This is a genomic window from Crossiella sp. CA-258035, assembly GCF_030064675.1.
In the GTDB taxonomy this organism is placed as follows: Bacteria; Actinomycetota; Actinomycetes; order Mycobacteriales; family Pseudonocardiaceae; genus Crossiella.
In genome coordinates, this window is record NZ_CP116413.1 from 5,077,552 (window position 1) to 5,101,393 (window position 23,842).

At 71.1% G+C, this 23,842-nt stretch carries 18 protein-coding genes; 5 read left to right on the forward strand and 13 right to left on the reverse strand.

Going from position 1 to position 23,842, the window contains the following annotated elements; all coding sequences use genetic code 11:
• Positions 1-22: 22 nt before the first annotated feature.
• The gene (locus tag N8J89_RS23275) at positions 23-457 is read right to left on the reverse strand and encodes a hypothetical protein (protein WP_283659114.1); all 435 of its coding nucleotides are present in this window, start codon (positions 455-457) and stop codon (positions 23-25) included.
• A gap of 328 nt (positions 458-785) precedes the next feature.
• Between N8J89_RS23275 and N8J89_RS23280 the strand changes: the two genes are divergently transcribed.
• Positions 786-4,985 (forward strand): carboxypeptidase regulatory-like domain-containing protein, encoded by a 4,200-nt coding sequence (locus tag N8J89_RS23280; RefSeq protein WP_283659115.1) that lies wholly within the window; start codon positions 786-788, stop codon positions 4,983-4,985.
• 37 nt (positions 4,986-5,022) lie between these two features.
• On the opposite strand, the gene N8J89_RS23285 is transcribed toward N8J89_RS23280, so the two are convergent.
• Positions 5,023-5,892 (reverse strand): AraC family transcriptional regulator, encoded by an 870-nt coding sequence (locus tag N8J89_RS23285; RefSeq protein ID WP_283659116.1) that lies wholly within the window; start codon positions 5,890-5,892, stop codon positions 5,023-5,025.
• Positions 5,893-5,985: 93 nt separating this feature from the next.
• On the opposite strand from N8J89_RS23285, the gene N8J89_RS23290 reads away from it, so the two are divergent.
• Together N8J89_RS23290 and N8J89_RS23295 are read left to right on the forward strand one after the other, a co-directional pair.
• Complete coding sequence (locus N8J89_RS23290) at positions 5,986-6,846, forward strand: MBL fold metallo-hydrolase (RefSeq protein ID WP_283659117.1); 861 nt, start codon at positions 5,986-5,988, stop codon at positions 6,844-6,846.
• Positions 6,843-8,120: a carboxylesterase/lipase family protein gene (locus N8J89_RS23295; protein WP_283659118.1), complete on the forward strand. Its 1,278-nt coding sequence runs from the start codon at positions 6,843-6,845 to the stop codon at positions 8,118-8,120. The genes N8J89_RS23290 and N8J89_RS23295 overlap by 4 nt, the downstream gene beginning before the upstream one ends.
• Before the next feature lie 207 nt (positions 8,121-8,327).
• On the opposite strand, the gene N8J89_RS23300 is transcribed toward N8J89_RS23295, so the two are convergent.
• Positions 8,328-11,966 carry an ALF repeat-containing protein gene (locus N8J89_RS23300; protein ID WP_283659119.1) on the reverse strand — a complete coding sequence of 1,213 codons (3,639 nt, stop codon included), beginning with the start codon at positions 11,964-11,966 and terminating at the stop codon, positions 8,328-8,330.
• Between the two features lie 200 nt (positions 11,967-12,166).
• Between N8J89_RS23300 and N8J89_RS23305 the strand changes: the two genes are divergently transcribed.
• A complete protein-coding gene (locus N8J89_RS23305; protein ID WP_283659120.1) occupies positions 12,167-12,628 on the forward strand; it encodes a hypothetical protein in 462 nt (153 codons plus the stop codon).
• A gap of 640 nt (positions 12,629-13,268) precedes the next feature.
• On the opposite strand, the gene N8J89_RS23310 is transcribed toward N8J89_RS23305, so the two are convergent.
• A complete protein-coding gene (locus N8J89_RS23310; protein ID WP_283659121.1) occupies positions 13,269-13,889 on the reverse strand; it encodes a TetR/AcrR family transcriptional regulator in 621 nt (206 codons plus the stop codon).
• A gap of 127 nt (positions 13,890-14,016) precedes the next feature.
• Between N8J89_RS23310 and N8J89_RS23315 the strand changes: the two genes are divergently transcribed.
• Positions 14,017-14,694 (forward strand): peroxiredoxin-like family protein, encoded by a 678-nt coding sequence (locus N8J89_RS23315; protein ID WP_283659122.1) that lies wholly within the window; start codon positions 14,017-14,019, stop codon positions 14,692-14,694.
• Between the two features lie 417 nt (positions 14,695-15,111).
• Here N8J89_RS23315 and N8J89_RS23320 read toward each other — a convergent pair whose 3' ends face one another.
• The 9 genes from N8J89_RS23320 to N8J89_RS23360 form a co-directional block, all read right to left on the reverse strand.
• Complete coding sequence (locus N8J89_RS23320) at positions 15,112-17,391, reverse strand: terpene synthase family protein (protein ID WP_283659123.1); 2,280 nt, start codon at positions 17,389-17,391, stop codon at positions 15,112-15,114.
• A 523-nt stretch (positions 17,392-17,914) separates the two neighbouring features.
• The gene (locus N8J89_RS23325) at positions 17,915-18,979 is read right to left on the reverse strand and encodes a FecCD family ABC transporter permease (RefSeq protein WP_283659124.1); all 1,065 of its coding nucleotides are present in this window, start codon (positions 18,977-18,979) and stop codon (positions 17,915-17,917) included.
• Complete coding sequence (locus N8J89_RS23330; protein WP_283659125.1) at positions 18,976-20,040, reverse strand: FecCD family ABC transporter permease; 1,065 nt, start codon at positions 20,038-20,040, stop codon at positions 18,976-18,978. Before N8J89_RS23330 ends, N8J89_RS23325 begins: the two co-directional genes overlap by 4 nt.
• A gap of 26 nt (positions 20,041-20,066) precedes the next feature.
• Positions 20,067-21,071 (reverse strand): iron-siderophore ABC transporter substrate-binding protein, encoded by a 1,005-nt coding sequence (locus N8J89_RS23335; RefSeq protein WP_283659126.1) that lies wholly within the window; start codon positions 21,069-21,071, stop codon positions 20,067-20,069.
• Between the two features lie 33 nt (positions 21,072-21,104).
• Positions 21,105-21,851, reverse strand: a complete 747-nt coding sequence (locus N8J89_RS23340; RefSeq protein WP_283659127.1) for an ABC transporter permease — start codon at positions 21,849-21,851, stop codon at positions 21,105-21,107.
• Positions 21,852-21,874: 23 nt separating this feature from the next.
• Entirely contained in the window at positions 21,875-22,081 is a 207-nt protein-coding gene (locus tag N8J89_RS23345; protein ID WP_283659128.1) for a DUF7336 domain-containing protein, read from the reverse strand.
• A complete protein-coding gene (locus N8J89_RS23350; protein ID WP_283659129.1) occupies positions 22,081-22,695 on the reverse strand; it encodes a hypothetical protein in 615 nt (204 codons plus the stop codon). Before N8J89_RS23350 ends, N8J89_RS23345 begins: the two co-directional genes overlap by 1 nt.
• Positions 22,696-22,855: 160 nt before the next feature.
• On the reverse strand, positions 22,856-23,200 hold the full coding sequence (locus N8J89_RS23355; protein WP_283659130.1) for a hypothetical protein: 345 nt from the start codon (positions 23,198-23,200) through the stop codon (positions 22,856-22,858).
• 104 nt (positions 23,201-23,304) lie between these two features.
• A complete protein-coding gene (locus N8J89_RS23360) occupies positions 23,305-23,811 on the reverse strand; it encodes a DinB family protein (RefSeq protein ID WP_283659131.1) in 507 nt (168 codons plus the stop codon).
• Positions 23,812-23,842: the final 31 nt, after the last annotated feature.

Here is a 23,842-nt window from a genome sequence, read left to right on the forward strand (position 1 = left end):
CCTCGACCGGTCGGCTAACGGCTCAGTACCACCGGCTGCACACCGAGCTGCCGCCCTCGTACCAGCCGCAAGCCCGCATCTTCCAGGCCGGATCGGGGCTGGTCACGTGGATCCGCGAGTCCACGCTGTCGCCCCAGGTCTCGAACGGCCCACACTGGATCCAGCTCGCGCCCCGGTTGAACGAGACGTCCATCCACACCGACTTGTGCCCCGCGCGCCCGCCGAAGTGGTGCGCCCACACCACCGAGGCGCCATCCCGGTTGCGGCGCCCGCCCTCCAGCTTGATCGAGCCGCCGCCCACCGGCGCGGCCACCGTGGTGCGCGGCACCGAGCCGGTGAAGGTCGCCGCCCCCACCAGGTCCCAGCTCCGGCACTCGCGCGGCTCGGCCGAGGCCGTGCCCACCAGCAGGCCGGACAGCAGGGTGGTGGTCGCCAGGACCGCCAGCGTTCTCTTCATGTGTTCCCCTCGGCAGCCGTCCCCCACCGGGACGGGCAGCTGAGGTTGTACGTCAGGCGCGATGTTCGGTTTCTCCCCGCCGCGCCGAACAATCAATCGGCGAACGTGCGCCTGAGCGGGTGCCCGCTCAGGCACGGACACCGCCGGCTGGGCTGATCGGATTACAACGTTGGCGGTCCATTTCCGGACAGAGTTGTGTCCGTTGTTGACTGGTCACGATCGGTTGTTGTTAATGAGAGCGGTTCCACATCGGGGTGGACCGCGCTGCCCGCTCCTGCGCGCCCACCCCGCCTTCGGTTGTGCTCTCCCCGCCAGGAGGTAGGCGCCCATGTCCCCGTCCCGATTGCGATCCGGCCCGCTGGTGGCCGTCCTAGCGCTGGTCGCCTCGTTGGCGACGTTCACACCCCCGTCCGCCCAGGCCGCGCAGGCCCAGCGCACGGTCACCGGGCAGGTCCGGGACGCGGTCTCCGGCGCTCCGGTGGCCGGGGCGGTGGTGCACGCGGCGGCCCAGACCACCAGCGTGCGCACCGGGCCCGACGGGCGGTTCAGCCTGCCGGGCGTCCCGGCCGGGGCGGTCGGGGTGGTCGCGGCCAAGCAGGGCTACGACTTCCACTGGCTGCCCCTGGAGTCCCGCGGCGACACCGCGGTCACCCTGCGCCTGGACCGGGAGACCCCGCGCACCCTGCCGCACCCGGACTACCCGCGACCCGACCTGGACCGCCGGGCCGGCGCGGACGGCAAGTGGCTCAACCTCAACGGAACCTGGTCGCTGAGCTTCGACCCGCGCGATGTCGGCCTGAAGGAGAACTGGGCCGCCGGCGGGCACGAGTGGCAGCACGCGGTGCGGGTGCCGTTCAGCTACACCTCACTGGCCGGGGTCGGTGAACAGGCGCGGGCCAACAACCAGGTCTACGCCAGCCAGTTCGAGGCCAACAAGGGCGCGGCCTGGTACCAGAAGCAGATCACCGTGCCCGCGGACTGGCCGGCCGAGCGCAACGTGCTGCTGCGCTTCGGCGCGGTGGAGTGGCACGCGCAGGTGTTCCTGGACGGCGTCAAGCAGGCCGAGCACGACGGCGGCTACTCCCCGTTCGAGGTGGACCTGGGCCGCCTGGCCCCCGGTTCCACGCACTCGCTGGTGGTGCGCTCCTTCGCGCCGGACAACAGCGACCGCACGCCCTACCCGCAGGGCAAGCAGATGGGCTGGTACGCCGACACCGGCGGCATCTGGCAGTCGGTGTGGCTGGAACCGGCCGACGCCGCCCGCCTGGACACCGTGCACGTCACCCCGCAGCTGACCTTCAACGGCGACCGGCTCACCAGCGCCAAGGCCGAGGTCGCCATCACCGGCAACGCCGCCGCGGCCGGGTCCACGGTCAAGATCACCGTGCGCGAGCAGGCCGGGAAACCGGGTGTGCAGCAGCGTGGGCTGGAGCTGCCGAAACCGGTGGAGCCCAAGGCAGGCCGGGTGGTGGCCAGCGCGACCCTGCCGCTGTCCGGCAGCACGGTTAAGTCCACTGTGGACATTCCGGAGGCCAGGCTGTGGTCGCCGGAGACGCCGTGGCTCTACCAGGTCCAGGTTGAGCTGACCGGCAGCCAGGGCCGGGACGCGCTGCACACCTGGACCGGGCTGCGCACCGTCTCCCGCAACTGGGCCCCGGGCCACTCCCCCGCCGAGCAGTCCGACCCGAAGCAGCAGTACCAGTACCTGCACCTGAACAACCAGCCGATCTACCTGCGCTCGGCCCTGGACCAGGCGTTCAACCCGTGGGGCACCTACTCCTACACCGGCCTCTACCAGGGCGGTGACCTGCGCGCCGGGTCGCTGGCCGAGCCACGCAAGGGTTCGGTGCTCTTCGACCTGGCGCTGGCCAAGCAACTCGGCCTCAACTCCACCCGGCTGCACATCAAGATCAACGATCCGCTGTACTACCACTGGGCCGACGTGATGGGCCTGATGGTCTGGTACGACCAGCCGAACTTCGGCTACAACGGCTACCAGGCCAGCGCGGAGAAGCTGTTCGAGGGCGTGCTGCACGATGCGGTGAAGCGGGACTACAACCACCCCTCCATCGTGATCTGGGACGTCTTCAACGAGGGCTGGGGCATCACCGACGGCAACGGCATCCGCGAGGAGGCCAAGCCCTGGATCGAGCGGATGGTGCAGCTGACCAAGCAGCTCACCCGCGGCGGGCGGCTGATCGTGGACAACTCGCCCTGTTGCAGCAACCATCATCCCAGCGAGAGCACCGACCTGCTGGACTTCCACGGCTATCTGTCCACTTGGGACGAGTGGAAGGCCAACATCGACAACTACGTCCGCAACACCTATCCCGGCTCCACCTTCAACATGGAGGAGGGCAAGAAGCAGTCCGGGCAGCCGCTGCTGAACTCCGAGTTCGGCCCGTGGACCGGCGGCCGGGAGAAGGACCAGGACGTGGCCGCGCCGTTCCGGTACACCACCGAGCTGTTCCGCAACCAGCCCAAGATGAACGGCTACCTGTTCACCGAGCTGGCCGACATCGAGTGGGAGTGGAACGGCTGGTCGGCCTACGACCGCACCCTCCAGGTGCCCGGATACCTCGACGCGGAAGGAAAACAGGGCGGGGTGCACCTGGCCAACGCCGACGACGTGCTGTTCTTCGACGCCCGCCCGGTGCAGCGGGTCACCCCCGGCCAGGCGGTGTCGCTGACCGCGAAGTCCTCGCTGTTCTCCGGCCGCGACGTCAGCGGAACCCAGCTGCGGTGGCGGATCTCCGGCACCGACCACACCGGCGCGGCCATCCGCAGCACCGACTGGCGGCAGCGGCCGGTCTCGCCGGAGAAGTACACCACCAGCGACCTCGGCAAGGTCGAGGTGACCGTGCCGGTCGAGCTGACCTCCGGCCGCCTGGACATCCAGCTGGTGCGCGGCAAGGACGTGCTGGCCACCGGCCAGACCTTCCTGGCCGACTGGAGCAACCGGACCGACCGGGCCACCGTGCTCGGCGAGCACGCCACCAGCCAGTCCAGGGTCGCGGGCACCATCCGGCTGGACCCGGCCGCGGCCAAGGCGAACTGGCCGCAGGGCCACGACACCTTCCGCAACGACGGGGCCAGCGCCACCTGGGGCTACGGCGACGGCGACTTCCAGTGGACGGTGGAGCTGCCCGAGGAGCTGCGCACCGGCCGCTGGCACACCGCCCAGCTGGTCCTGGAAGCCTCCGCCTCGCGCACCAGCTCGCCGCGCACCCGGTTCCCGCAGACCTCGGAACGCCGCTATCCCACCGAGTTCCGGGCCTCCGTGGACGGGGTGTCCACCAAGTCCGTTGTGCTGCCGGATGATCCGGCCGACGCGCGCGGCGCGCTGTCCAACGAGTCCGGCTTCGACCCCGGCCAGTACGGCTACCGGGTGGTGCTGGAGCTGGACGCGCGCAAGCTCAAGGAGGCCGCGGCCGACGGCAAGTTCACCTTGTCGCTCAGCGGTTCCGGCGGCGGGCTGACCGTGCACGGGCCACGCACCGGCCGCTTCGGCATCAGCCCGCAGCTGGTGCTCTCCCAGGGCCGGGGCGTGTCCGGGCCGCCGGTGCAGCAGTCCGAGCCGTACGTGGGCACCCCCGAGGGCGCGGGCGTCAACACGCACTTCGTGCCGGGCACGCTCAAGGAGGGTCAGCCCACCACGGCGAACGTGCTGGTGGTCAACGACTCCCCGCGCCCGGTGCGCCAGGTCCGGCCGGAGCTGGTGCTGCCCGCGGGCTGGCGAGCCGAGCCGGTCGGCCAGGTGTCCACAGTGGACCTGCGGCCCGGCGAGTCGGCGGTGGCGCGATTCCGGCTGGTGCCCGGCAGCGTCGGCGAGAACACGGTGACCACCAGGGCCTTCTACACCGGTGAGGCCGGTCGCCAGGTGGTCGACGAGCCGTGGCTGGTCAACGTGCCCGTGCCGGAACCGAGCGAGGCCAACTACCCCAAGCGCACCGTGCACGACGGCTTCGACAGCGACACCAGCGCGAACTACCGGAGCTTCCAGCCCTTCGGCGGGGAGGCCGCGCCCGCGCCCACGGTGTCCGGCTCGAAGCTGAAGGTCAGCCACCCCAGCCCGTTCTTCACCATGCTCGGCTCCAACTCCGCGCCCGGCGGCAACCCGACGGTGACCATCGTGGAGGTCGGCGAGCTTGCCGGTGGTAGCTCGCGGGAGAACAGCCTGTTCACCGGGCTGGTGAAGGACCAGAACACCTATGTGGTGGCCTGGTACAACCACTTCCGCAAGGAGACCGGCTTCGACGTCCGGCTCAACGGCCAGTTCCTGCACGGGAACCCGACCGCGCGGCTGGACCTGCAACCCGGCGACAAGTTCGCGCTGGTGGTCTCCGGCAAGACCGTGGACATCTTCCACGGCCGGGAAGGACGGTGGACCTCGGTGCGCACCGGATCGGTGGACTCGCGGCTCAACCTGTCCGATCCGGCGGTGCTGAGCCAGTTCCGGCACGGCGCGGCCATGCGCGGCGACGGCGGCACGGTGTCCATCGAGTCCCTGGAAGGCCGGACCCGCTGAACCCCAGCCCGGCTGGCGTCGTCCACTGTGGACGGTGTCAGCCGGGCCGCTCCCATTCGCCGATGTGCTCGTGGTCGGTGCGGCGCAGCTGCCGGTAGCGACCCGCGGACATGCCGTACTCGCGTTTGAAGGCGTTGGCCAGGGCGAACTGGGTGCCGTAGCCGCAGCGCTGCGCGATGGTGGCCAGGGTGGCGTCGGTGGTGCGCAACAGGTGCGCGGCCGTGGTCAGCCGCCACCAGGTGAGGTAGCCCAGCGGCGGCTGGCCGACCAGCTGGCTGAACCGGCGGGCGAACGCGGCCCTGGACAACCCGGCCCGCGCGCCCAGCGTCTCCACCGTCCACGGCGCGGCCGGGTCCTGGTGGATCGCCCGCAACGCCGAGCCCACCACCGGATCCCGCAGCGCGCCACCCCAGTCCCGGTCCGCGCCGTGCTCCTCCAGCCAGGCCCGCAGCAGGTAGACCAGCAGCACCTCCAGCAGCGCGGGCAGCACCGCGTCCCGCCCCGGCCGCACCTCGGCCAGCTCCGCGCCCAGCACCGAGACCACCCCGTGCAGGGCAGCCTGCCGCACCGGATCAGCGGCCTGCACCAGCAGGTCCGGCAGCTCGGCCAGCAGCGGGTGCACCCTGGCCTGCTCCAGCTGGAACGCCCCGCACAGCAGCCGCGCCGGCACCCCCGCGTCACTGAGGTCGTGCGCGGCCCCGCCGGGCAGCACCACCGCCTCCCCTGGTCCGAGCTCCACCGGCTCGCGACCGGGCAGCACCACGGCGATCGCGCCGGAGAGCACCACGTGCAGGCGGGCCCCGGCGAAGTCCGGGAAGTGCCGGGACCACGGCCCGGTGGCGTCGGTCAGCGCCGAGTAGGGCCGCCCGCTGCGCATGGCGGCGATCGCGTCGCTGAGCACATCCATCGGCACCTCACCTCGGGAGATCAAGACGTAGACGTAAACGGCCGAGACGCTGAATCATTCCCGGCCGCCCGGCGCCAACCTAACGTGACCGGCGTGGACACCATCACACTCGGCCAGGTCGAGATCACCAAGGTGCTGGAGTGGTCCGGCCCCTTCGCCCCCACCAGCGCCGTCTTCCCCACCCTGACCCGCGAACACTGGCAGGCCAACGAGTCCTGGCTCAGCCCGGACCACTGGGACCCGGCCACCGACATGGCCCTGGCCAGCACCCAGCCCTGGGTGCTGCGCAGCGAAGGCCGGATCATCCTGGTGGACACCGGCATCGGCGATGACAAGGAGCGGCAGATCCCGGTCTTCCACCGCCTGCGCACCGGTTTCCTGGACCGCCTCGCCGCCGCGGGCGTCCAGCCGGAGCAGGTCGACCTGGTGGTCAACACGCACGCGCACTCCGACCACGTCGGCTGGAACACCCGCCTGGCCGACGGCGAGTGGATCCCCACCTTCCCCAACGCCCGCTACCTGCTGCACACCGCCGACGCCACCCCCGGCCGAAGCGACCCCCAGGTGCACCGCGACAGCATCGACCCCATCCGGCACGCCGGACAACTGTCCACATGGGACGGTCCAGCGCTGCGCATCGACGCGAACCTGACCCTGACACCGGCTCCCGGCCACACCCCCGGTTCCGCGGTGCTGCGCCTGGTTTCCGGCACCGACCGCGCGCTGTTCATCGGCGACATCGCGCACAGCCCGCTGCAGCTCGTCGAACCCGACCACGAGCCCTGCCTCAGCGACGACGTGCCCGCCGCCATCGCCACCCGCCGCCGCCTGCTGGCCGAGGCCGCGGACACCGGCGCGCTGGTCATCCCGGCCCACTTCGGCGGCAGCGGCGCGGCCGAGGTCAAGCGGGACGGCAGCAAGTTCGCCATCACCGGCTGGGCGGCCTTCGAATGACCCGCACCGCACAGGGTTTCCTGGCCGGTGAGCAGCGTGCGGACGTGACCGTCTACCACACGGTGCCCTACGCCGCACCGGTCCACGACCTCGACACCCGTTTCACCGCCCCGACTCCTCCCCTGCCGTGGTCCGGCATCCGCGACGCCACCACCCCCGGCCCGACCGCCCCGGCCCCACCGCGCCCTTCCCTCGGACTCCTCGACCTCACCCCGCTCAACCCGCCGCCCATCCCCGGTTCCGACTACCGCACCCTCACCATCTGGGCCCCGCCGACCCCCGCGCCGCCGCGCCCGGTGCTGGTGTTCCTGCACGGCGGCGGCTTCCAGGTCGGCTCCGGCTCCGCCCCGCTCTACGACGGGACCGCCTTCGCCCGCGACGGCGTCCTGCTGGTCACCGTCAACTACCGCCTCGGCGTCCCCGGCTGGCTGCACCTGCCCGGTGTCCCGGCCAACCGGGGCCTGCTGGACGTGATCGCCGCGCTGGAATGGTTGCGTGACAACATCTCCGCCTTCGGTGGCGATCCGCACAACATCACCGTGGCCGGGCAGTCCGCCGGCGCGGTCCTGGTCGCCGGGCTGCTCGCCGCGCCCCGCGCGCACGGGCTGTTCCACCGGGCGGTCAGCCAGAGCGGCAACCCCGCCGCCGTGCTCACCCCGGACCAGGCGCTACGGGTCACCGGCTCACTGGCCGCCGAACTCGGCCTCGCCCCCGCCGAGATCCCCGGCGTCCCGGACGCCGACCTGATCGCCGCGCTCGCCCGGCTGCCACTGCCGCCGGACGGGCCGCTGCGCGGGATCACCCCGTTCAGCCTGGTCCTGGACCCGGAAACGCTGCCACAGTCGCCGATCGAGGCCGAGCTGCCGCCGGTGGACCTGCTGATCGGGACCAACACCGACGAGGCCAACCTGTACCTGGTCCCCACCGGCCGCGAAGCCCCGTGGCTGACCACCGAGGCGCTTTTCGGCGGGGGCAGCCGCCGGTTGGCCGAGGCGCACGCCGCTCAGCAGCCCGGCCGCACCCACCGCTACGAGTTCGCCTGGCGCTCAGCGGCTTTTGACGGCGCGCTCGGTGCCTGTCACTGCGTGGAGCTGCCGTTCGTCTTCGGCCACACCGCGATCCCGGCCCTGCACGGCGAACACGGTCTGCTCGGCCCCACGCCACCCTCCGCCGAGCTGGTCAGCCGCACCCACGCGGCCTGGAGCAACTTCGCCGCCACCGGCGATCCGGGCTGGCGCGCCCCGAGCCAGCGCATCGACGAGCGCTGGGAGTGAGGCAACAGGCGGACCATCCGATCGTCCCGCGCGCACGGGAAGATCGGATGGCCACCCGTTTCGGCCGCCGTGTCCCACCATGGATCGCGTCGGCAGGGGCACGGTACCAAGGGGTCCCGGACGATTGACGCGTCTTCAGCCCTGCCTGAATGGCGAAATGCCGCCACCCCGGGAACCAGGATGGCGGCACTCATCGTGCGGCAGCGGTCAGGGCTGCATCTTCTTCAGCGACGCGAGCAGGTGGGTGAGCCGGTCGCGCATGGTGTCGCCGATCTTCATGCCACCACCCAGCGCGTGCTCGCAACCCCTGATCATCTTCTCCCGGTCCTTCGCCGAGCCCTTCAGGTGCCTGATCGCCTCGTCGATCTCTTTCTCGTTGGCGTACTTGCCGTTGGCCGAGATGGGCTTGCCGAACAGCTCGCCCTTGGCGTCGGCGTGGATCTCGATCTCGGTCCTGTTGTCGGCCATCTTGATGTGGATGCCCTTGGTCTGGGTGTCGCTGTGCGCCTGCTCCACGTGCCCGAAGGGCTGGCACTTCCGTTTGCCGGCCGCGGCGAACCCGGAGAACTCGGCAGGGGCCTCCCACTCGCACGCCTCGATCTCCGGCGTGCGCTCCTTGCGGGCGTTGGTCAGGACGTTCTTGACGCCCTCCAGGAACCGCCGGCCCTTCTCCTTGAGCGCGAAGAAGTTCGCCAGGCCGTCGATGACCTTGACGATCGCCTTGCCCACCGCGGGCAGCTTGCCGACGGCCAGGAAGAACGAGCCGACGTCGACCAGGCTCCACAGGCAGGCGCCGAGGTCGCCGTCGCTGACGCACTTGACGATGTTGTCGATGCCCAGCAGCGTGATCAGGATTTCCGCGCCGTTCTCGGCCAGCCACTGCCCGAGGCCCTTGTTGGCATCGGACAGCGCCTTGCGGTACTCGTCGACCATCTGCTGGCCGCCCTGCGCCCGCAGCGCCTCCTCATCCGCGGAGGTCAGCTCGCCGTCGGCCTGCCGCTCGGCGTCGATCTGCCGGGTGGTGGCCTCCTCGGCCCGCTGCTTCTCGGTGGCGATCTCCTGCGCCTCCTTGGCCGCGGCCGCCGCCTCCTGGGCCAGCGAGCCGGCCGCGATGGCGTCGGCACGCGCCTTGGCCGCGGCCTCCGCGGCGACCGCCGCGTAGTTGCGGGCCTGGGAAGCGCTGGCCTCGGCCTGGCTGGCCGACCTGGCCGCCGCCGCGGCGGCCCGCTGCGCGTCCTGGTCGGCCTGCTGCGCCTGGCGGGCGGACTCAGCGGCCTGGTCGGCCGAGCGCTGCGCCTTCTCCGCCTCCTGCTTGGCCTTGTCGGCGAACTCCCTGGCCTTGGCCGCGGACTTCTGCGCCTCGGCCGCCCAGTGCCTGGCCTCATCGGCCGCCCCGCGCGCGGTGTGCGCGTAGGACTGGGCCTGCAACGCCGCCTGCCGGGACTCCGCGGCGATCTTGTCCGCGTCCGCCAGGTAGGACTCGATCTTGGCGACGTGGCTGGCGGTGTCCGCGTCCCGCTGCCGCGCCTTGTACTGCTCGCTGGTGAGGAACTTGCGCCACAGCGAAGGCGGGCCGTTCAGCGCGGCCTGCGCGGCGGCCTTGACCTCCTTGCCGCCGTTGGTCATCGCCTGGGTGACCAGCACGTGGTCGTCGTCCTGGCGGGCCTTGTGCTGCCCGGTGGCCAGGAACGCGGTGCGGTCGGCCGGGGTGCCGCGCAGCGCCTTCTGCGCCGCGGCCTTCACCCCGGGACCACCGGCGTTCATGATCTGGGTGATGGCGACCTGGTCGTCCTCGTCCTTGCCCGCGTACCAGCGGTCCTGCAGGAACTCCTTGACCATGCCGGGCTTGGCGGTGAGCATGTCCCGCGCGGACCACCGCAGGCCCTCGTTGCCGGTGGTGTCGGCGATGTGCAGCACGCTGGCCCGGTCGTCCTCCTCGACCGCCTTGCTCACCCCGCCGCGGACGAAGTTGAGCACCTCGTACTTGTCGCCGACCAGCGCGTTCTCCGAGGCCGCCCGCACCCAGCCGCCACCGGTGGTGACCAGCCGCGCGGCCACCTTGCGGCCGTTGGCGACCGCGGTCTCCTCCGGCGTGGCCGGGTCCTGCGCCTGGGTGAGCAGCCGCTGCGCCTCGGTGTCGAGCTTCGCGGCCTCACCGGCGACCCAGGTGGTCTCGGTCTGCTTGTTGTCCTCGGCCAGCTTGGCCTCGACGGCCTCCTCGATCGCCTTGGCCTTCTGCGCGGCCAGGCGCTCGTCCTCGGCCGCCCGGCTGGTCGCGGCGATCGAGCGGGCCAGGTCGGTGAACCTGGTGGCGTCGTCGGCGTACAGCTTGGCCTTGTCCGCGGCGGCCTGCGCCCGGTTCGCCGCGCCTTCGGCGTCGTTGGCGTGCTTGACCGCCTCATCGGCCAGGCGCGCGGCGTTGTCGGCGTGGTTGGCGGCGTCGTTGGCCGCGTCCCTGGCCTGACCGGCGTAGCGGGCGGCGTCACCGGCGATCCGCTTGGCCTCCCCGGCGGCGCGCTTGGCCTCGGCGGCCTTGCGCTTGGCCTGCGCGCTGGCCTGCTTGGCCTGCGCGGAGCTGGCGCCGGCCTTGGCGGCCCAGTCACCGGCCTCACTGGAGGCGCCACCGGCCTCATCGGCGTGCACACCCGCGCTGGCGGCCGACTCGGCGGCCTTGCCCGCCGCGGTCGCCGCGATCGCGGCCTGGTCGGCGGCCTCGGCGGCCAGCCGAGCGCCCTTGGCCACATCACGCGCGGCCTTGGCGGCCTGGGTGGCCTGCTCGGTCTGGCTGCGGTCAGCGGAGGCGAGCGCGGCGGCGTTGCTGGCCCGCGCGGCCGCCTGTCCGGCCATGTTCGCCGCGTGCGCGGCCTGGCTCGCCGCACTGGCGGCGACCCTGGCGGCCTCGTTGGCCGCGGCGGCGGCGCGGATCGCGGTCTGCGCGGCCCGCGCGGCCCTGGTCGCGGCGTCCGCGGCCCGGCCTGCGGCGTCGGCGGCCCGGACCGAGGAGTCCTGGGCGGCCTTGGTCTCCTCGGCCGCCTTCAGCGCGGCCTCCTTGGCCAGCCGCGCGGCGGTGACCGCCTGCTCCGCGGCGACCTTGGCCGCCTCGGTCTGCTCCTTGGTGCGCTCACCGGCCAGGCGGGCCAAGTCGACCAGCTGGGAGATGTCCTGGACTTCCTGGTCCCGCGCGGCGGCGACCTCGTAGCCGTAGCGCAGGAAGTACTCGATGTCCTCGCGGCTGCCGTTGAGCGCGCGCTGCGCGGCCTTGCGCACCTCGGGCCCACCGATGGTCAGGATCTGGGTGACCCGCACCTGGTCGTCATCGGACTTGGCGTCGAAGAACCCGGCGAGCAGGAACCGCCGCCGGTCATCGGCCGTGCCCCGCAGAGCCTTCTGCGCGGCCGCCTTCACCCCGGGGCCGCCCTCGTCCATCGCCTGGGTGACCCGCACCTGCAGGTCGTCCTCGGCCGGCCGCCGCCAGCCATCCTCGACGAAGACCTTCTGCTCGGCCTGCGTGCCGAACAGCGCCCGCTGCGCCGCGGCCTTGACCGCGGGACCACCGGCGGCCATCAGCTGCGCGACGCGCACCTGGAGGTCGTCGGCCTCCGGCTTGGCCCGGCCACTGGCCAGGAACGTCCGGACGTCGTCATCGGTGCCCGACAGCGCGGCCGCGGCGGCGCGCTTGAGGCCAGGACCACCGGATTTCAGCAGCTGCAAGGTCTCCGCCCGCGCCGCACCGGCCGGAACCTCCTCGGCGAGCGCGGCCGGAGCCGCCCCCACCAGGAGCGAGGTCACGACAAGCGCCGCGGTGACCGACCGTAGCGAGCGCAGCACAATACTGCGTTTGCGCACAGTAAATCCCCCAGGACCGCGAGTCCCTGACGGACTCGACCAGGAAGAAATTTAACCACCGAATTTTTCAACACCGTGGTGACGCTGCTCACATTATTTCCGGACCCGGGGTGCGAATGCCTACCTTTTCCTCGGACCATCCGGCATTCGGGTGCGCCGATCCAAACCATCTCGTCACTGGGGGCACAACCGTGCGCTTTTTGTCCCGACTCGGAGTTCTCGTCTTCGCGGGCAGCACCGCGCTGCTGGGTGCGGCCACCGCCGCCGTGGCCGAGGACAACCCGCCTCCACTGGAGGAGGAGTACGACTACCCGGGCGCCGACAAGATCTTCGCCGAGCGCGGCATCCGCCTGAAGAAGGGCGACGGCAACGTCACGCTGACGGACTGCGTCACCGGCGCTGACCTGCTGGAAGTCCGCGCCCGCAACCGCTCCCCGTTCTGCTTCAACGTGCGCGGCAACACCGGCTTCCTGACCATGGAGCTCACGGAGTCCTTCGTCGTCTTCAGCAACAGCACCCACACCACGGTCGCCAACTACACGGTCAAGGGCGTCCCCGGCTCGACCACCGTGGCACCGGGCGGTGCCGAGGGAATCGGCGAGGGCGAGGGCCCCGGCAAGTCGGCGACCCTGCTGGAAATCCGCGTCAAGCGCGGAAACTAAGGGCTGATTGGGTGTTTATCGCGTGATCACCGCCATCCGTTACAGCGTGTCGGTGATCACGCGTTCAGCCCAATCCTTTTGTCCAGTTCCGGCCTCACTGGAACGCACTTCCCGACCATTCGGCGCTATCCGCACCGGCTGTTGACCTACTCTTCCGGGCCACTGTTCCCCGCACCGCTCCCAATCACCACTCCGCCGGATCGCCACTCCGCCAGATCGCCGCCACCGGTGTCTCGCCACCGCCCGGCCATGTCATCGCTCCGGCACTCGGCCATCACCCTGTCGCCCGGCCACCGCTCCGGCACTCGGTCACCGCTCGGCCTGGCCCGGCCTCGACCCACCCGCCCCGGCAACCCGCCCCGGCAGGGTCCCGCCCTTCTAGCCTGGCCTCGTCCGCGCCCGGCTCTCCGCGCCCCGAAATAGCGGAAGCCGCCCGGTCCGACTAGGCGGAGGGCGGCTTCCCGATGATGAACGGCGATCACGTCGGGCAGCGCGACTGGAGCAACGGCGCGCCCTCTCGGTCGACGCCTACGCCCGCGCAGCTTCCCGGTGCCGTTCATCGTGACGCTGTGGATTGAGTTGGTTCTGCTAACAGGGTGACGCATCGACCCGATTGCCGCAACGGGTTTACCAACTTCAGTTACACCAAGTAGGACTCCACCAGCTCCAGCATCGCGTCCAGCCCAGTCTCCAGCGCCACTGTGTCCCGCCGGATCTGGGTGAGCAGCAACCCGCCCTGCAACGCGGTGAGCACCGCGAGCCCCAGCCGATCCGGATCGGTCCCGGCCCGCAACTCCCCCCGGTCCCGCATCGCCCGCAACCCCGCCGCGATCGCCTCGGCCCACCGCGCGAACCCCGCCGCGACCTCCACCCGCGCCGCGGTGTCCACGTCGGCCAACTCACTGCCCAGCGACCCGATCGGACACCCACCCGCGCAGTCCCGCGACCGCTGCAACTCCACCAGCGCGTCCCGCCACGCCCGCAGCCCGTCCATGCTGTCCAGCCGAGCGAAGAACGCCTGCTGCGCGGTCATGATCTGCTCGGTCTGGCGGGTGATCACGGCGCGCACCAGCGCGGGCTTGTCCCGGAAGTAGTGGTAGATCTGCGAGGTGCTGACCCCCGCCTCGGCCCGCACGTCCTCGGTGCTCGTCCCCGCCACCCCACGTTCGAACATCAACTGAGCCGCGGCAGCCACGATCCGCTCCCGGGTCGCCCGCCCCTTGGCCGTCAACCGCCCCCCGCCCCCACTCGCGTCACTCACGCCTGCACCCTATCCCGCCCGAATCGGCAGTCTGGAGTTGACACTCCAAAAAATCCGGCTAGATTCTGGAGTATCCCCTCCAGACTGTCTGGATCACCAAACCCCTTGCCCCGAAAGGCAATCCCCCATGCCCAGCTACGCCGAACAACGCGAGGCCCTCGTCACCCACCTCGCCACCCTCGCCCCCGCCGAAGTCCTGGCCCCCTTCGCCCAGGAACAACACGCCCGCGAAACCCAAGGCCTCCCACCCGGCCTCCCCGCCCCGGGCACCCCCATCCCCGAAACCCCTCTCCTGGACGCCCACGGCAACCCCACCACCCTCGCGGCCACCCGCAGCGGCAGGGCAGCCGTGCTGGTCTTCTACCGCGGCGCCTGGTGCCCGTACTGCAACCTGGCCCTCCGCACCTACCAGGAACACCTCCTGCCACAGCTACGAACCCGGGACGTCGCCCTGATCGCGATCAGTCCCCAGCGGCCGGACGGCTCGCTGAGCACGCGGGAGACGAACGAGCTGGCGTTCCCCGTGCTGTCCGATCCGGGCAACGAGCTCGCGCGGGCGCTGGGCATCGTCACGGAGGCGACGGCGGAGTCGAAGGCCGCCCAGGTCAAGCTCGGCATCGACGTCGCCGCCGCCAATGCCGACCACACCGCACAGGTGCCGATGCCGACGGTGCTGGTGCTGGATCGCGGCGGGGTGATCCGGTGGCTGGAGGTGCAGCCGAACTACGCCAATCGCACGGAGCCTGCTGCGGTTCTCGCGGCGGTGGTTGCGCTGGAGTCAGCGGAGGCCGTGCAGTCCGTGTAACCCGCGTGGCTTCGTAGTCCGCGTGGCTTTGCGGTGGCGGGTGGTGTGGCTGGCTCGGTGTCGCTGGTAGTCCGGGCTCGGCTGTGGTGGGTTCGGCCCGGCCCGGCTTAGCTGGGTTCGGCTCGATTAGCTGGGGCTCGGCTCGGTGCGGCGGGACGGGGCGGAGCGGGGGTTGGGTTTCGTTGGGCGCTTGGGGACCGTGACCGGTTGCCCGCGCCGACCTCCGCTTTCTCTGCGGTAACGAAACGATCATGCGGGTGGGTTCCGGGAGGGGTTCTGCTATCGGCGAACACGGTGGGGGTGGGGGTTGACGTGGGAGGGGTGTGGGGTGGGTGGGTTTGTGGTGGGGGTGGGTTGACAAACGCCGACCACGTCTGGGGGGACGTGGTCGGCGTTGGGGTGCGTGGGGCTTGGGGGTTAGGCGGGGGTTGGGGTGGAGTGGGGCTTTAGGCGGGCGGCTGAGGTGCCTAGGCCGGTGGGGCCGCTTGGGGGAAGTGGGGTGGGTGCGGAGGGGGTGGGTGAGGGTTGGGGGGACGGGGATGGGGCGGTGGGGTTGTGGCGGTGGAGGGCGGGTTCGTTGTAGCGGGTGCAGCCCTCGTGCCAGATGTGGATGCCGGCCATCCAGTGTTTGAGGTCTTCGGCGTAGTGGAGCAGGGTTTGCTGGGCCTTGCGGTCGAGGTTGTAGTCGCGGAACAGGGCTGGGAACTCGACGGCGAGGATGTGTTCGAACTGGTGCATGCGTTCGGTCATGAGTTTGTTGACCAGGTGGGCGGCGCGGGGCAGGTCGCAGTCAAGGAAGTTCTGGGTTACCAGGACGGCGTTGTGCAGCTCGCCCTCGAACTGGATCTCCTTTTGGTAGGAGTAGATGTCGTTCATCAGCATCGAGTAGTCCTGGGCGGACTTCTCCAGGGACTGGACCGGGCGAGAGCGGTAGATCTCCGGCGGGACGGACTGGCCCAGTTGCAGGCGGCACAGGGCCATCGTCATGTCTGAGCCGAAGGTGGCGCGGCGCATCTCGATGTAGTCCACCGGGTCCGGGACGCGGTTGTTGAACTGGTTCTCCAGTTCCCACACCCAGCTCTCGGTCATGTCCTCGTTGGCCTTGCGGAAGATCTTGCGGTGCGCGTCGGTCATCGGGCCTGCGGTGCGGTTCCACAGGTCGGCCAGGGCGCGTTCCATCGCGTTGAGCGGGGTTTCGGTCTGGGTGGCGTCCAGGGGCATGAAGAGCTTGAAGCGTTCGGTTTGCAGGCGGGCGGCGGCCCGGTTGCGGGGGTGGCCGAAGATCAGGGGGTAGGTGTCGTCGCCGTAGGTGCCCCAGGCCAGCCAGGCCGAGCTGAGGTCGAGGCCGTCGGGGGTGGCGTTGGGGTGGATGCCGGCGGCGCAGAGGGGGAGGTCGTAGTCGCGGATTTTTTGTTCGGTCCAGATGGTGCGGTCGGGCGAGGCGGGGTGGGGTTCGTCGAGGATGCCCATTTCCTTTGCCCAGACCACCACGTTCTCCCTGGCCTGGTCGAGGTGGGGGCTGAGGGTGGTGCTGTAGGGGAGGTAGAAGTCGGGGCGGGGCAGCGGGCCGCACTGGCGGAAGGGGAGGTTGGTGACGCTGCGCAGGCGTTGCGGCATGGTGCGCAGGACGGACGGGATGATCTGGGCGGCTGAGGTGCCTAGGCCGTTGGGGCCGGACAGGGCCGTGGGTGCGGCTTTGCCGCCCTTGTTCATGTAGCGGCTGGAGCGCATGTGCCACTCGTGGCCGCCGGACTGCCAGTCCTGCAAGCCCTTCACGTAGGCCAGCACGGCCAGGCGCTGCTCCGGGGTGACCGCGAAGCGTTCGAACAGCGGGGGCAGCTCGGTGAGGGTGGTGTGCTCGAACTGGTGCAGGCGGGAGGTCAGCAGGTCGTTGACGGCCTCGGCGGCCTGCTGGGTGGGGATCTCCAGGAACTTCTCGAACACCAGCACGCCGTTGCTCAGCTCGCCCTCGTCGAGCACCTCGCGCTCGTAGGAGAACAGGTCGTTGCGCAGGTGCACGGCGTCGGCGAAGGTGTCGCGCAGCACCTCCAGCGGGCGGGCGGCGGCGATGCTCTCCGGCACCTCGGCTCCGGTGGCGTGTTCGATCAGGTTGGCCGACCAGGGCGCGCCGCCGACCTTGCGGCGCATCTCGATGTACTCGACCGGGTTGGACACCCGCTCGGCGTTGATGTTGGACAGTTCCCACAGCGACTCGTCGAGCAGGTTCTTGGTGCTCTCCACGAACCGCCGTCGCCAGTCCGCCGAGTGTGCGGGCACGGTGCGGTTCCACAGGTCCGCCAGGCCCTTCTCCACCGGGTTGGTCGCTTCCTCGGTGATCTGCCCGGTGACCGGCATGAACAGGCGCAGCCGGTCCAGGTAGCCGACCGCGCTGCCCATGTCGCGGGTGCGCTTGTACATCTCCAGGAAGTGGTCGTCGAAGTAGAAGACCCAGACGTACCAGTCGGTGATGAGGTTGAGCGTCGCGGTGTCGCAGTCGGGGTGGGTGTAGGCGCACAGCAGGGCGTAGTCGTGCGAGTCGAGGTCGTGCTCGTCCCAGATGGGCACGCCGTGCTGGGGCACGTCGATCATGTCCATCTCGTACGCCCACGCCTTGCTGTGGACGCGCGCCGCCTCCAGGTTGGGGTTCAGCCTGGCCGGGTAGGGCATGTAGAACTCGGGCAGCTCGAATGGCTGCATAACCTCGCACCTGTGCCTTCTCGCGGGGGACGTCGGACTGGCGGCGGAGGGGTCGCCTGGGGCCAGGCAACCAGGCGATGCGGGCGGGGCCAACCACTCTGGGGTGGTTGCACACTTTAGGGAGTGGTCATCGCTCGACCAGCCCAACCAGGGGCGGGGAGGATGACGGAAGGTGCCGGATCGGGGGTTCGGTTGTCCGGGTTCTGGGGCCGGGAGTGCCAGACAAATGGCGGTACCGGGGGCATCGGCCCAGCTCGCCTCGTTCGGGGGCGGTCACCTGTTCGGTGAAGGAAGGTGGCACCCCGCGAGACGGGGGCGCGGGCGCGGGGCGCCACCTGGGCCAGGGTTCCGCAATCGTTGGCGACGTGCGGAAACGCTGGGTAGACCATGCCTGGTGAACCGCGCGGATGATTGCTCCCGCAACACGTTCGTGTCCTGATCGAGGCGGCCGCGCAGCCTGCGGGGGCGGTTGTGTCCGCCACTGTCCGGATGCTGTTGGCTGTTGTGGGAAACCGTGTCGTTTCTACCGGCCGCGCCGCCACTCGTGGGCCAGCAGCCACACCAGGTACAGCCCGCCGATCGCGCCGGTGACGATGCCCACCGGCAGCTGCACCGGGGCGAAGATCCGTTGCACGGCAAGGTCGCTGACCACCAGCAGCAGCGAGCCCATCAGCGCGGAGGCGGCCAGGTTCGGGCCGGCCGCGCCGGTGAGCCTGCGGGCCAGCTGTGGGGCGGCCAGCGCGAGGAAGGCGATGGGGCCGGCCGCGGCGGTGGCCAGCGAGCACAGGGTGACGCTGACCGCGATGAGCACCAGCCTGGTGGGCTCCACCCGCACGCCCAGCGCGGCCGCGGCCTCGTCGCCCATCTCCAGCACGGCCAGCCTGCGCCCGTGGTGCAGGGCCAGTGGCAGCAGCAGCACCATGGCCGCGCCCAGCGGCAGCAGGTGGCCCCAGGTGCGGCCGTTGAGCGAGCCGGTCTGCCAGGCCTGCGCCTGGAGCGCGTCGTAGATGTTGGCCTGGGTGACCAGGTACAGGTTGACCGCGATGAGCAGGCTGCTCACGCCGATGCCGACCAGCACCAGCCGGAAGCCCTGCACGCCCCTGGAGAAGGCGAGCAGGTAGGTCAGCACCATGGTCAGCGTGCCGCCGGCCAGCGCGCCGAGGGAGATCTCGGCCATGCTGCCCTGGCACCAGACGATCACCACGATCGCACCGGTGGCCGAGCCGTGCGTGAAGCCGATGAAGTCGGGGCTGCCCAAGGGGTTGCGGGTCAGGCTCTGCAGCACCGCGCCGCTGACCGCGAGCGCGGCGCCGATGACGAGGCCGGCCACCACCCTGGGCAGGCGCAGGGTGAGCACGATGAACTCGGTGGGCCCGTCGCCCAGGCCCAGCAACGCGTTGACCACCTCGCCGGGGGTGAGCGGGAAGTCCCCGGTGGTCATGCCGAACACGCCGGCGGTGGCCGCGCCGAGGGCCAGCAGCAGGCAGACCATCAGCGCCCTGGGGTCCAGGCGCAGGGACAGCCAGCCCCTGTGGACACGCAGCACCCGGCCCCTGATCGGGGTGGTACGTTCCTGGACACGGGTCACGAGTGCACCAGCTTCCGGCGGCGGCACAGGGCGAGGAACACGGGCGCGCCCAGTACCGCCGTCACGATCCCGACCGCGAGCTCGGCCGGCGCCACCAGCAGGCGGCCGAGGATGTCCGCGCCCAGCAACAACATCGGCGCGAGCACCGCGGAGTAGGGCAGCACCCAGCGCTGGTCGGCGCCGACCAGCAGCCGGGCGATGTGCGGCACGGCCAGGCCGAGGAAGCCGATCGGGCCGGCCGCCGCGGTGGCCGCGCCGCAGAGCACGGTGATGGCCAGCGCGCCGAGCCAGCGGGTCCGTCCGATGTGGACACCGAGGGCGCGGCCGGTCTCCTCGCCGAGGGCGAGTCCGTTGAGCGGACGGGCCAGCCCGAGGGCGAGCAGGGTGCCGCCGAGCAGGAACGGGGCGACCGCGGTCACCACGTCCATGTGGCGGCCTGCCAGCGAGCCCACGTGCCAGAAGCGGTACTGGTTGAAGGCGCCGGGGTCGAGCAGCAGCACCGCGGAGTTGAACGCCAGCAGCACCGCGGTGATCGCCGCCCCGGCCATGATCAGCCGGTCCGGGGTGACCGCGGCGCGGCCGGTGGAGCCGAGCACGTAGACCACGACCGAGGCGAAGGCCGCCCCGGCGAAGGCGAGCCAGACGGAACCGGAGGTGCCGGAGACACCCAGGAATGCGATGCCGATGACCACCGCCGAGGAGGCGCCCATGGTCACGCCGAGCAGGCCGGGTTCGGCCAGGGCGTTGCGGGACAACGCCTGCATCAGCGCGCCGGAGAGTCCCAGGGCGGCGCCGACCAGCAGGCCGAGCAGGGTGCGCGGGATGCGCAGCTCATGCACGATCACCGCCTCGGCGCTGCTGTCGTTGTGCCACAACACAGACCAGGTGTCGGCGAAGGGGATCGACTTCAGCCCCAGCCACACGCTGAGCAGGCACACCAGCGCGAGTGCGGCCAGCGCGAGCAGCAGCCCGCCCGCGCGCGAGGTGAGGCCGCGCAGGCGGGCCGGACGCGGCGGTGTGCTGCCCCGAGCGCCGAGCACCTGGACCATGTGGATCTCCATCCGCGGCACGGGATTCCCTGCCCCGGTCACTGCTTGGCGAGGATCGGCACCAGGTTCTTCAGCGCGAAGGGCATGCTCAGCACGGTGTTGAACGAGATGGCCGCGCCGATGGGCGGCTCGTAGTAGGAGACGAACAGGTCCCGCTTTTCCTTGGCCACCTTGAGGCGCTGGTACACCGGGTCGGCCTTGACCTTCGGCTCGCTGGTCGCGTCGCTGGTCAGCCAGACCAGGCGGTCCACCTCGAACAACTCCGGCAGGCCTTCGGAGCCGACCTCGATGATGTTCTGCTCCTTGGGCGCCTGGCGCAGGCGGTCCGGGGTCTGGAAGCCGAGGTCGAGCAGGAAGGCCAGCTTCGGGTCGTGCGCGGCGAAGGCGGCGAAGATGCCGGGCTGGAAGTTGTCGGCGACCAGCGCGGTCTGCTTGGCCCACTCGGGGTGCTCGGCGCGGGCCTTGGCGAACTGGGCCTTCAGGTCGGCGATCTTGGCCTCGAGCTCCTTGTCCTTGCCCAGCGCCTTGCCGATGGTGCGCGCCATCTCCTCCCACGGGGTGGCGTAGTCCGGGTGCTTGCCGGACTGGGCGACCACCGGGATGTTGAGCTTGGTCAGCGTCTCGTACTGCTCCTTGGTGATGCCGGAGTACTGGGCGATCACCAGGTCCGGGCGCAGCGAGGCGACCTTCTCCATGTTGATGTCGTCGCGCTCGCCGACGATGGTGGGCTCGGTGCCTGCCCACTTCTCCGCCTGCCACGGGAACTTGCCGAAGGGGCGTTCCTTGAACCAGTCCACGACGCCGACCGGCTTGACGTCCAGGGCCAGCGCGGTCTCGTGGTCGGACAGGCCCAGGGTGACCACCCGCTGCGGGCGCTTGGTGATCTCGGTGCTGCCGTACTTGTGTTCGATCTTCACCGGGAAGACGCCGTCTCCCCCGCCCGGCCCGGCGGCGGGTGCCGTGCCGCCCGATCCGCAGGCGGTGAGCACCAGGGTGGTGGCCAGGGCGATGGCCACGCCGGGCAGCCGAGTTCTCATGGACATGCGCTTTCCTCCCAGTGACGTTCTTAGGAAAGCCTAACCTCTCCTGCGAGGACCGCCGATGCGGCCCTGGGCGATCAGCTCCACGGTGACCAGCACCGCGACCGCTTCCACGGCGAGTAGTCCGATGAGCACGACCAGTTGGGTGGCACCGGCTGCCAGCGGGGTGGCGCCGCCGAGCAGCATGCCGACGAAGGCGCCGGGCAGGGTGACCAGTCCGACGGTGCGGGTCTGGTCCAGGGCGGGCACCAGGGCCTGACCCGCGGTGGGGCGGCAGAGCGCCAGCACCGCGTCCCGGTGGGACAGGCCCAGGGCCAGTGCGCCTTCGTACTCGCCGTGCCGGGTGTGCCATTCGTCCAGCGCGCGGCGGCCGGCCAGGCTGGTGGCGGTCATCGCGCCGCCGATGAGGATGCCGGCCACCGGCAGCACCGCGATCGGCGCGGCGGGCACCACCCCGCTGGCGGTCAACAGCAGCAGCACCGGGAGCGCGCCGCCGGCGATGGCCAGGGCGAGCCAGCCGCTGTCCCGGGGTGCGCTGACCCGGCGGGCGGCGGTGAGCACGGCGACCGCGCACATCAGCGTGATGAACACCGCGGTCCATCCGGCCGAGCGCAGCACACCCAGCAGCACCAACGAGATCAGCGTCAGCTGGAGCGCCGCGCGGGCAGCGGCGGTGAGCACCGGGCGGGCCGGGCCGAGCCCACCGAGACGGACCACGGCGGCGGCGAACACGGTCAGCAGCAACAGCACGACCGCAAGTGACGGCCCAAGGTCAACACGCACCAGCGGAGTGTCCCCCCGCCGCCTCAGACGGTGAGGAAGCCCTCCGCCCACTGGTCGGCGTTGACCCGGTACTCGGCGATGTGGAAGCCGTTGGGCTCCTCGCGGAAGCCGGGTAGCGCGCGGGAGCGCTGCACGCGCGCCTCGGCCTCGGTGCGGGTCGCGTAGACGCCCAGCAGCTTCTCGTCCCGGCCACCGAGATGACTGGTGTGCCACAACAGGTAGACGTACATCAGTGGGTGCGTCCCCTTCCGGACGGGGGTGGCGGTCCCTGGTACGGCGGCCAGGCCACCGCGGATGGATGCGGAGGTGGTCGCTGCGCCGCTTCGGCGGCCCGGCGCCGGCGCCGGTGGCGCAGCCACAGCAGCAGGCCGGTCAGGCCGCCGGCGAGCAGCACCGCGAGCAGGATGAGCACGACCGGCAGCCAGAACCCGAGGCTGCCATCACCGGTGGCCTCCTCCAGCTGGGGGTTGCGCTCGCCGAGCCGGTCGGTCAGCTCGGCGTGGCTGGCGCGCAGGACCACCCGTCCGTTGAGGGTGATCTCGAGCTCGTCCACGCGCCGCGGGTAGGTGTCCCACACCACCTTGGCCGCGCTCTGCCCGGCCGCTTCGGCATCGGCCCTGGGGTCCTTCAGCTGCGCCTGGACGCGCAGCCGGACCGAGCCGTTGTTGCTGGAGTGCTGGGTGGAGACCTGCGCCAGACCGGTTTGTTCCAGTCTGCCACCGAGGTCGACCAGTTCGGTGAGGCCGGCGCAGCCGGTGAGCAGGAGTGCGCACAGCACCGCCACGAGCACGCACGGGCCGGGGCGGCGGCCGGGGCGCGGAGCGGGCGGCGTGGGTGTGGGCACGGTTCCAGTGTTACCGGGTAATCGGCTGGGGAGCCCGGGGTCGGGTCATAGGGAAAGCGCGACGAGATCGGACCGTCATCTTTCGCACCGGTGGAGTGTCGTGACGAGTGCTGCGCGTGACAAGCTCCGGGTGCCGGTCACGCGCAGCGCCTGGGCTGGGTCAGTAGCCGCCGACCGACCGCAGGATCATGTCGAAGCCACGCTTCTCGTAGTACCTGATGAGCACGTTGGTGCCGGTGCAGTTGGCGTTGGTCCAGACCCGCTGGTAGTGCTCGGTGTTGTTGTCGATCTGGTTGAACTGCCTGCCGAAGGTGGCGCACTGGCCGGAGGGGACCGCGGCGAACTCCGCGACGGGCCTGCTGAGGTCGAAAACGCAGGCCCAGCCGACGGAGCAGTCCGGGAAGGGCTTGGGCGCGGGGGCCGCCGAGGCGGGGGTGGCCAGGCCGGCGGTCAAGGTGGCCGCGGCCGCGAGCGCCAGACCGGTGCGGGCAAGACGAGAAGTCAACTGAACCTCCGATGGGGAAAATCCTCAACGGGAGGAGTCTGGTCAGCGCCACCGCGGCGGGAGAAGCCTTTCAGCTATGTCCTAAATCGCTTGCGCCGCCCGGTTCAGGCGCCGGTGACGCCGTCGATGCCCTCGCGCAGGAGGTCGGCGTGGCCGTTGTGCCGGGCGTACTCGTGGATCAGGTGCAGCATCACCAGCCGCAGGGACACGTGCTCGCCCCAGCGCGGCTGGTAGCCGGTCACCTCCAGCGATTCCGCGGCCAGCTCGATCCGCCGGGCGTGCTCGACCTCGGCCTCCCAGGCGGCGAAGGCCTCCTCGCGGGTGCAGTTCGTGGCGTCGTAGGCGGCCTGGAAGTCGAAGGTGTCCGACCAGACCAGGGGGATGTCCTCGGCGTTGATCACCCGGCGGAACCAGGTGCGCTCGACCTCGGCCATGTGCCGGACCAGGCCGAGCAGGGACAGTGTGGAGGGCGGTGAGGACTGGCGGCGCAGGTCTTCGGTGGACAGGCCTTCGCACTTCATGGCCAGGGTGGCGCGGTGGAAGTCCAGGTAGACGCGCAGGGTCTCGCGTTCGCTGCCCTGGTAGGGCGGCTCGGGGCGTTCGGTGATCATGGCGGGCAGGGTAACCGGCGGCGCTGGCGGG

Coding starts and splice junctions, on each gene's coding strand:
- N8J89_RS23315 (WP_283659122.1), top strand. CDS start 14,017: ATGCCCAGCTACGCCGAACAACGCGAGGCCCTCGTCACCCACCTCGCC.
- N8J89_RS23360 (WP_283659131.1), bottom strand. CDS start 23,811: ATGATCACCGAACGCCCCGAGCCGCCCTACCAGGGCAGCGAACGCGAG.
- N8J89_RS23295 (WP_283659118.1), top strand. CDS start 6,843: ATGACCCGCACCGCACAGGGTTTCCTGGCCGGTGAGCAGCGTGCGGAC.
- N8J89_RS23330 (WP_283659125.1), bottom strand. CDS start 20,040: ATGGAGATCCACATGGTCCAGGTGCTCGGCGCTCGGGGCAGCACACCG.
- N8J89_RS23275 (WP_283659114.1), bottom strand. CDS start 457: ATGAAGAGAACGCTGGCGGTCCTGGCGACCACCACCCTGCTGTCCGGC.
- N8J89_RS23320 (WP_283659123.1), bottom strand. CDS start 17,391: ATGCAGCCATTCGAGCTGCCCGAGTTCTACATGCCCTACCCGGCCAGG.
- N8J89_RS23280 (WP_283659115.1), top strand. CDS start 786: ATGTCCCCGTCCCGATTGCGATCCGGCCCGCTGGTGGCCGTCCTAGCG.
- N8J89_RS23345 (WP_283659128.1), bottom strand. CDS start 22,081: ATGTACGTCTACCTGTTGTGGCACACCAGTCATCTCGGTGGCCGGGAC.
- N8J89_RS23335 (WP_283659126.1), bottom strand. CDS start 21,071: ATGTCCATGAGAACTCGGCTGCCCGGCGTGGCCATCGCCCTGGCCACC.
- N8J89_RS23285 (WP_283659116.1), bottom strand. CDS start 5,892: ATGGATGTGCTCAGCGACGCGATCGCCGCCATGCGCAGCGGGCGGCCC.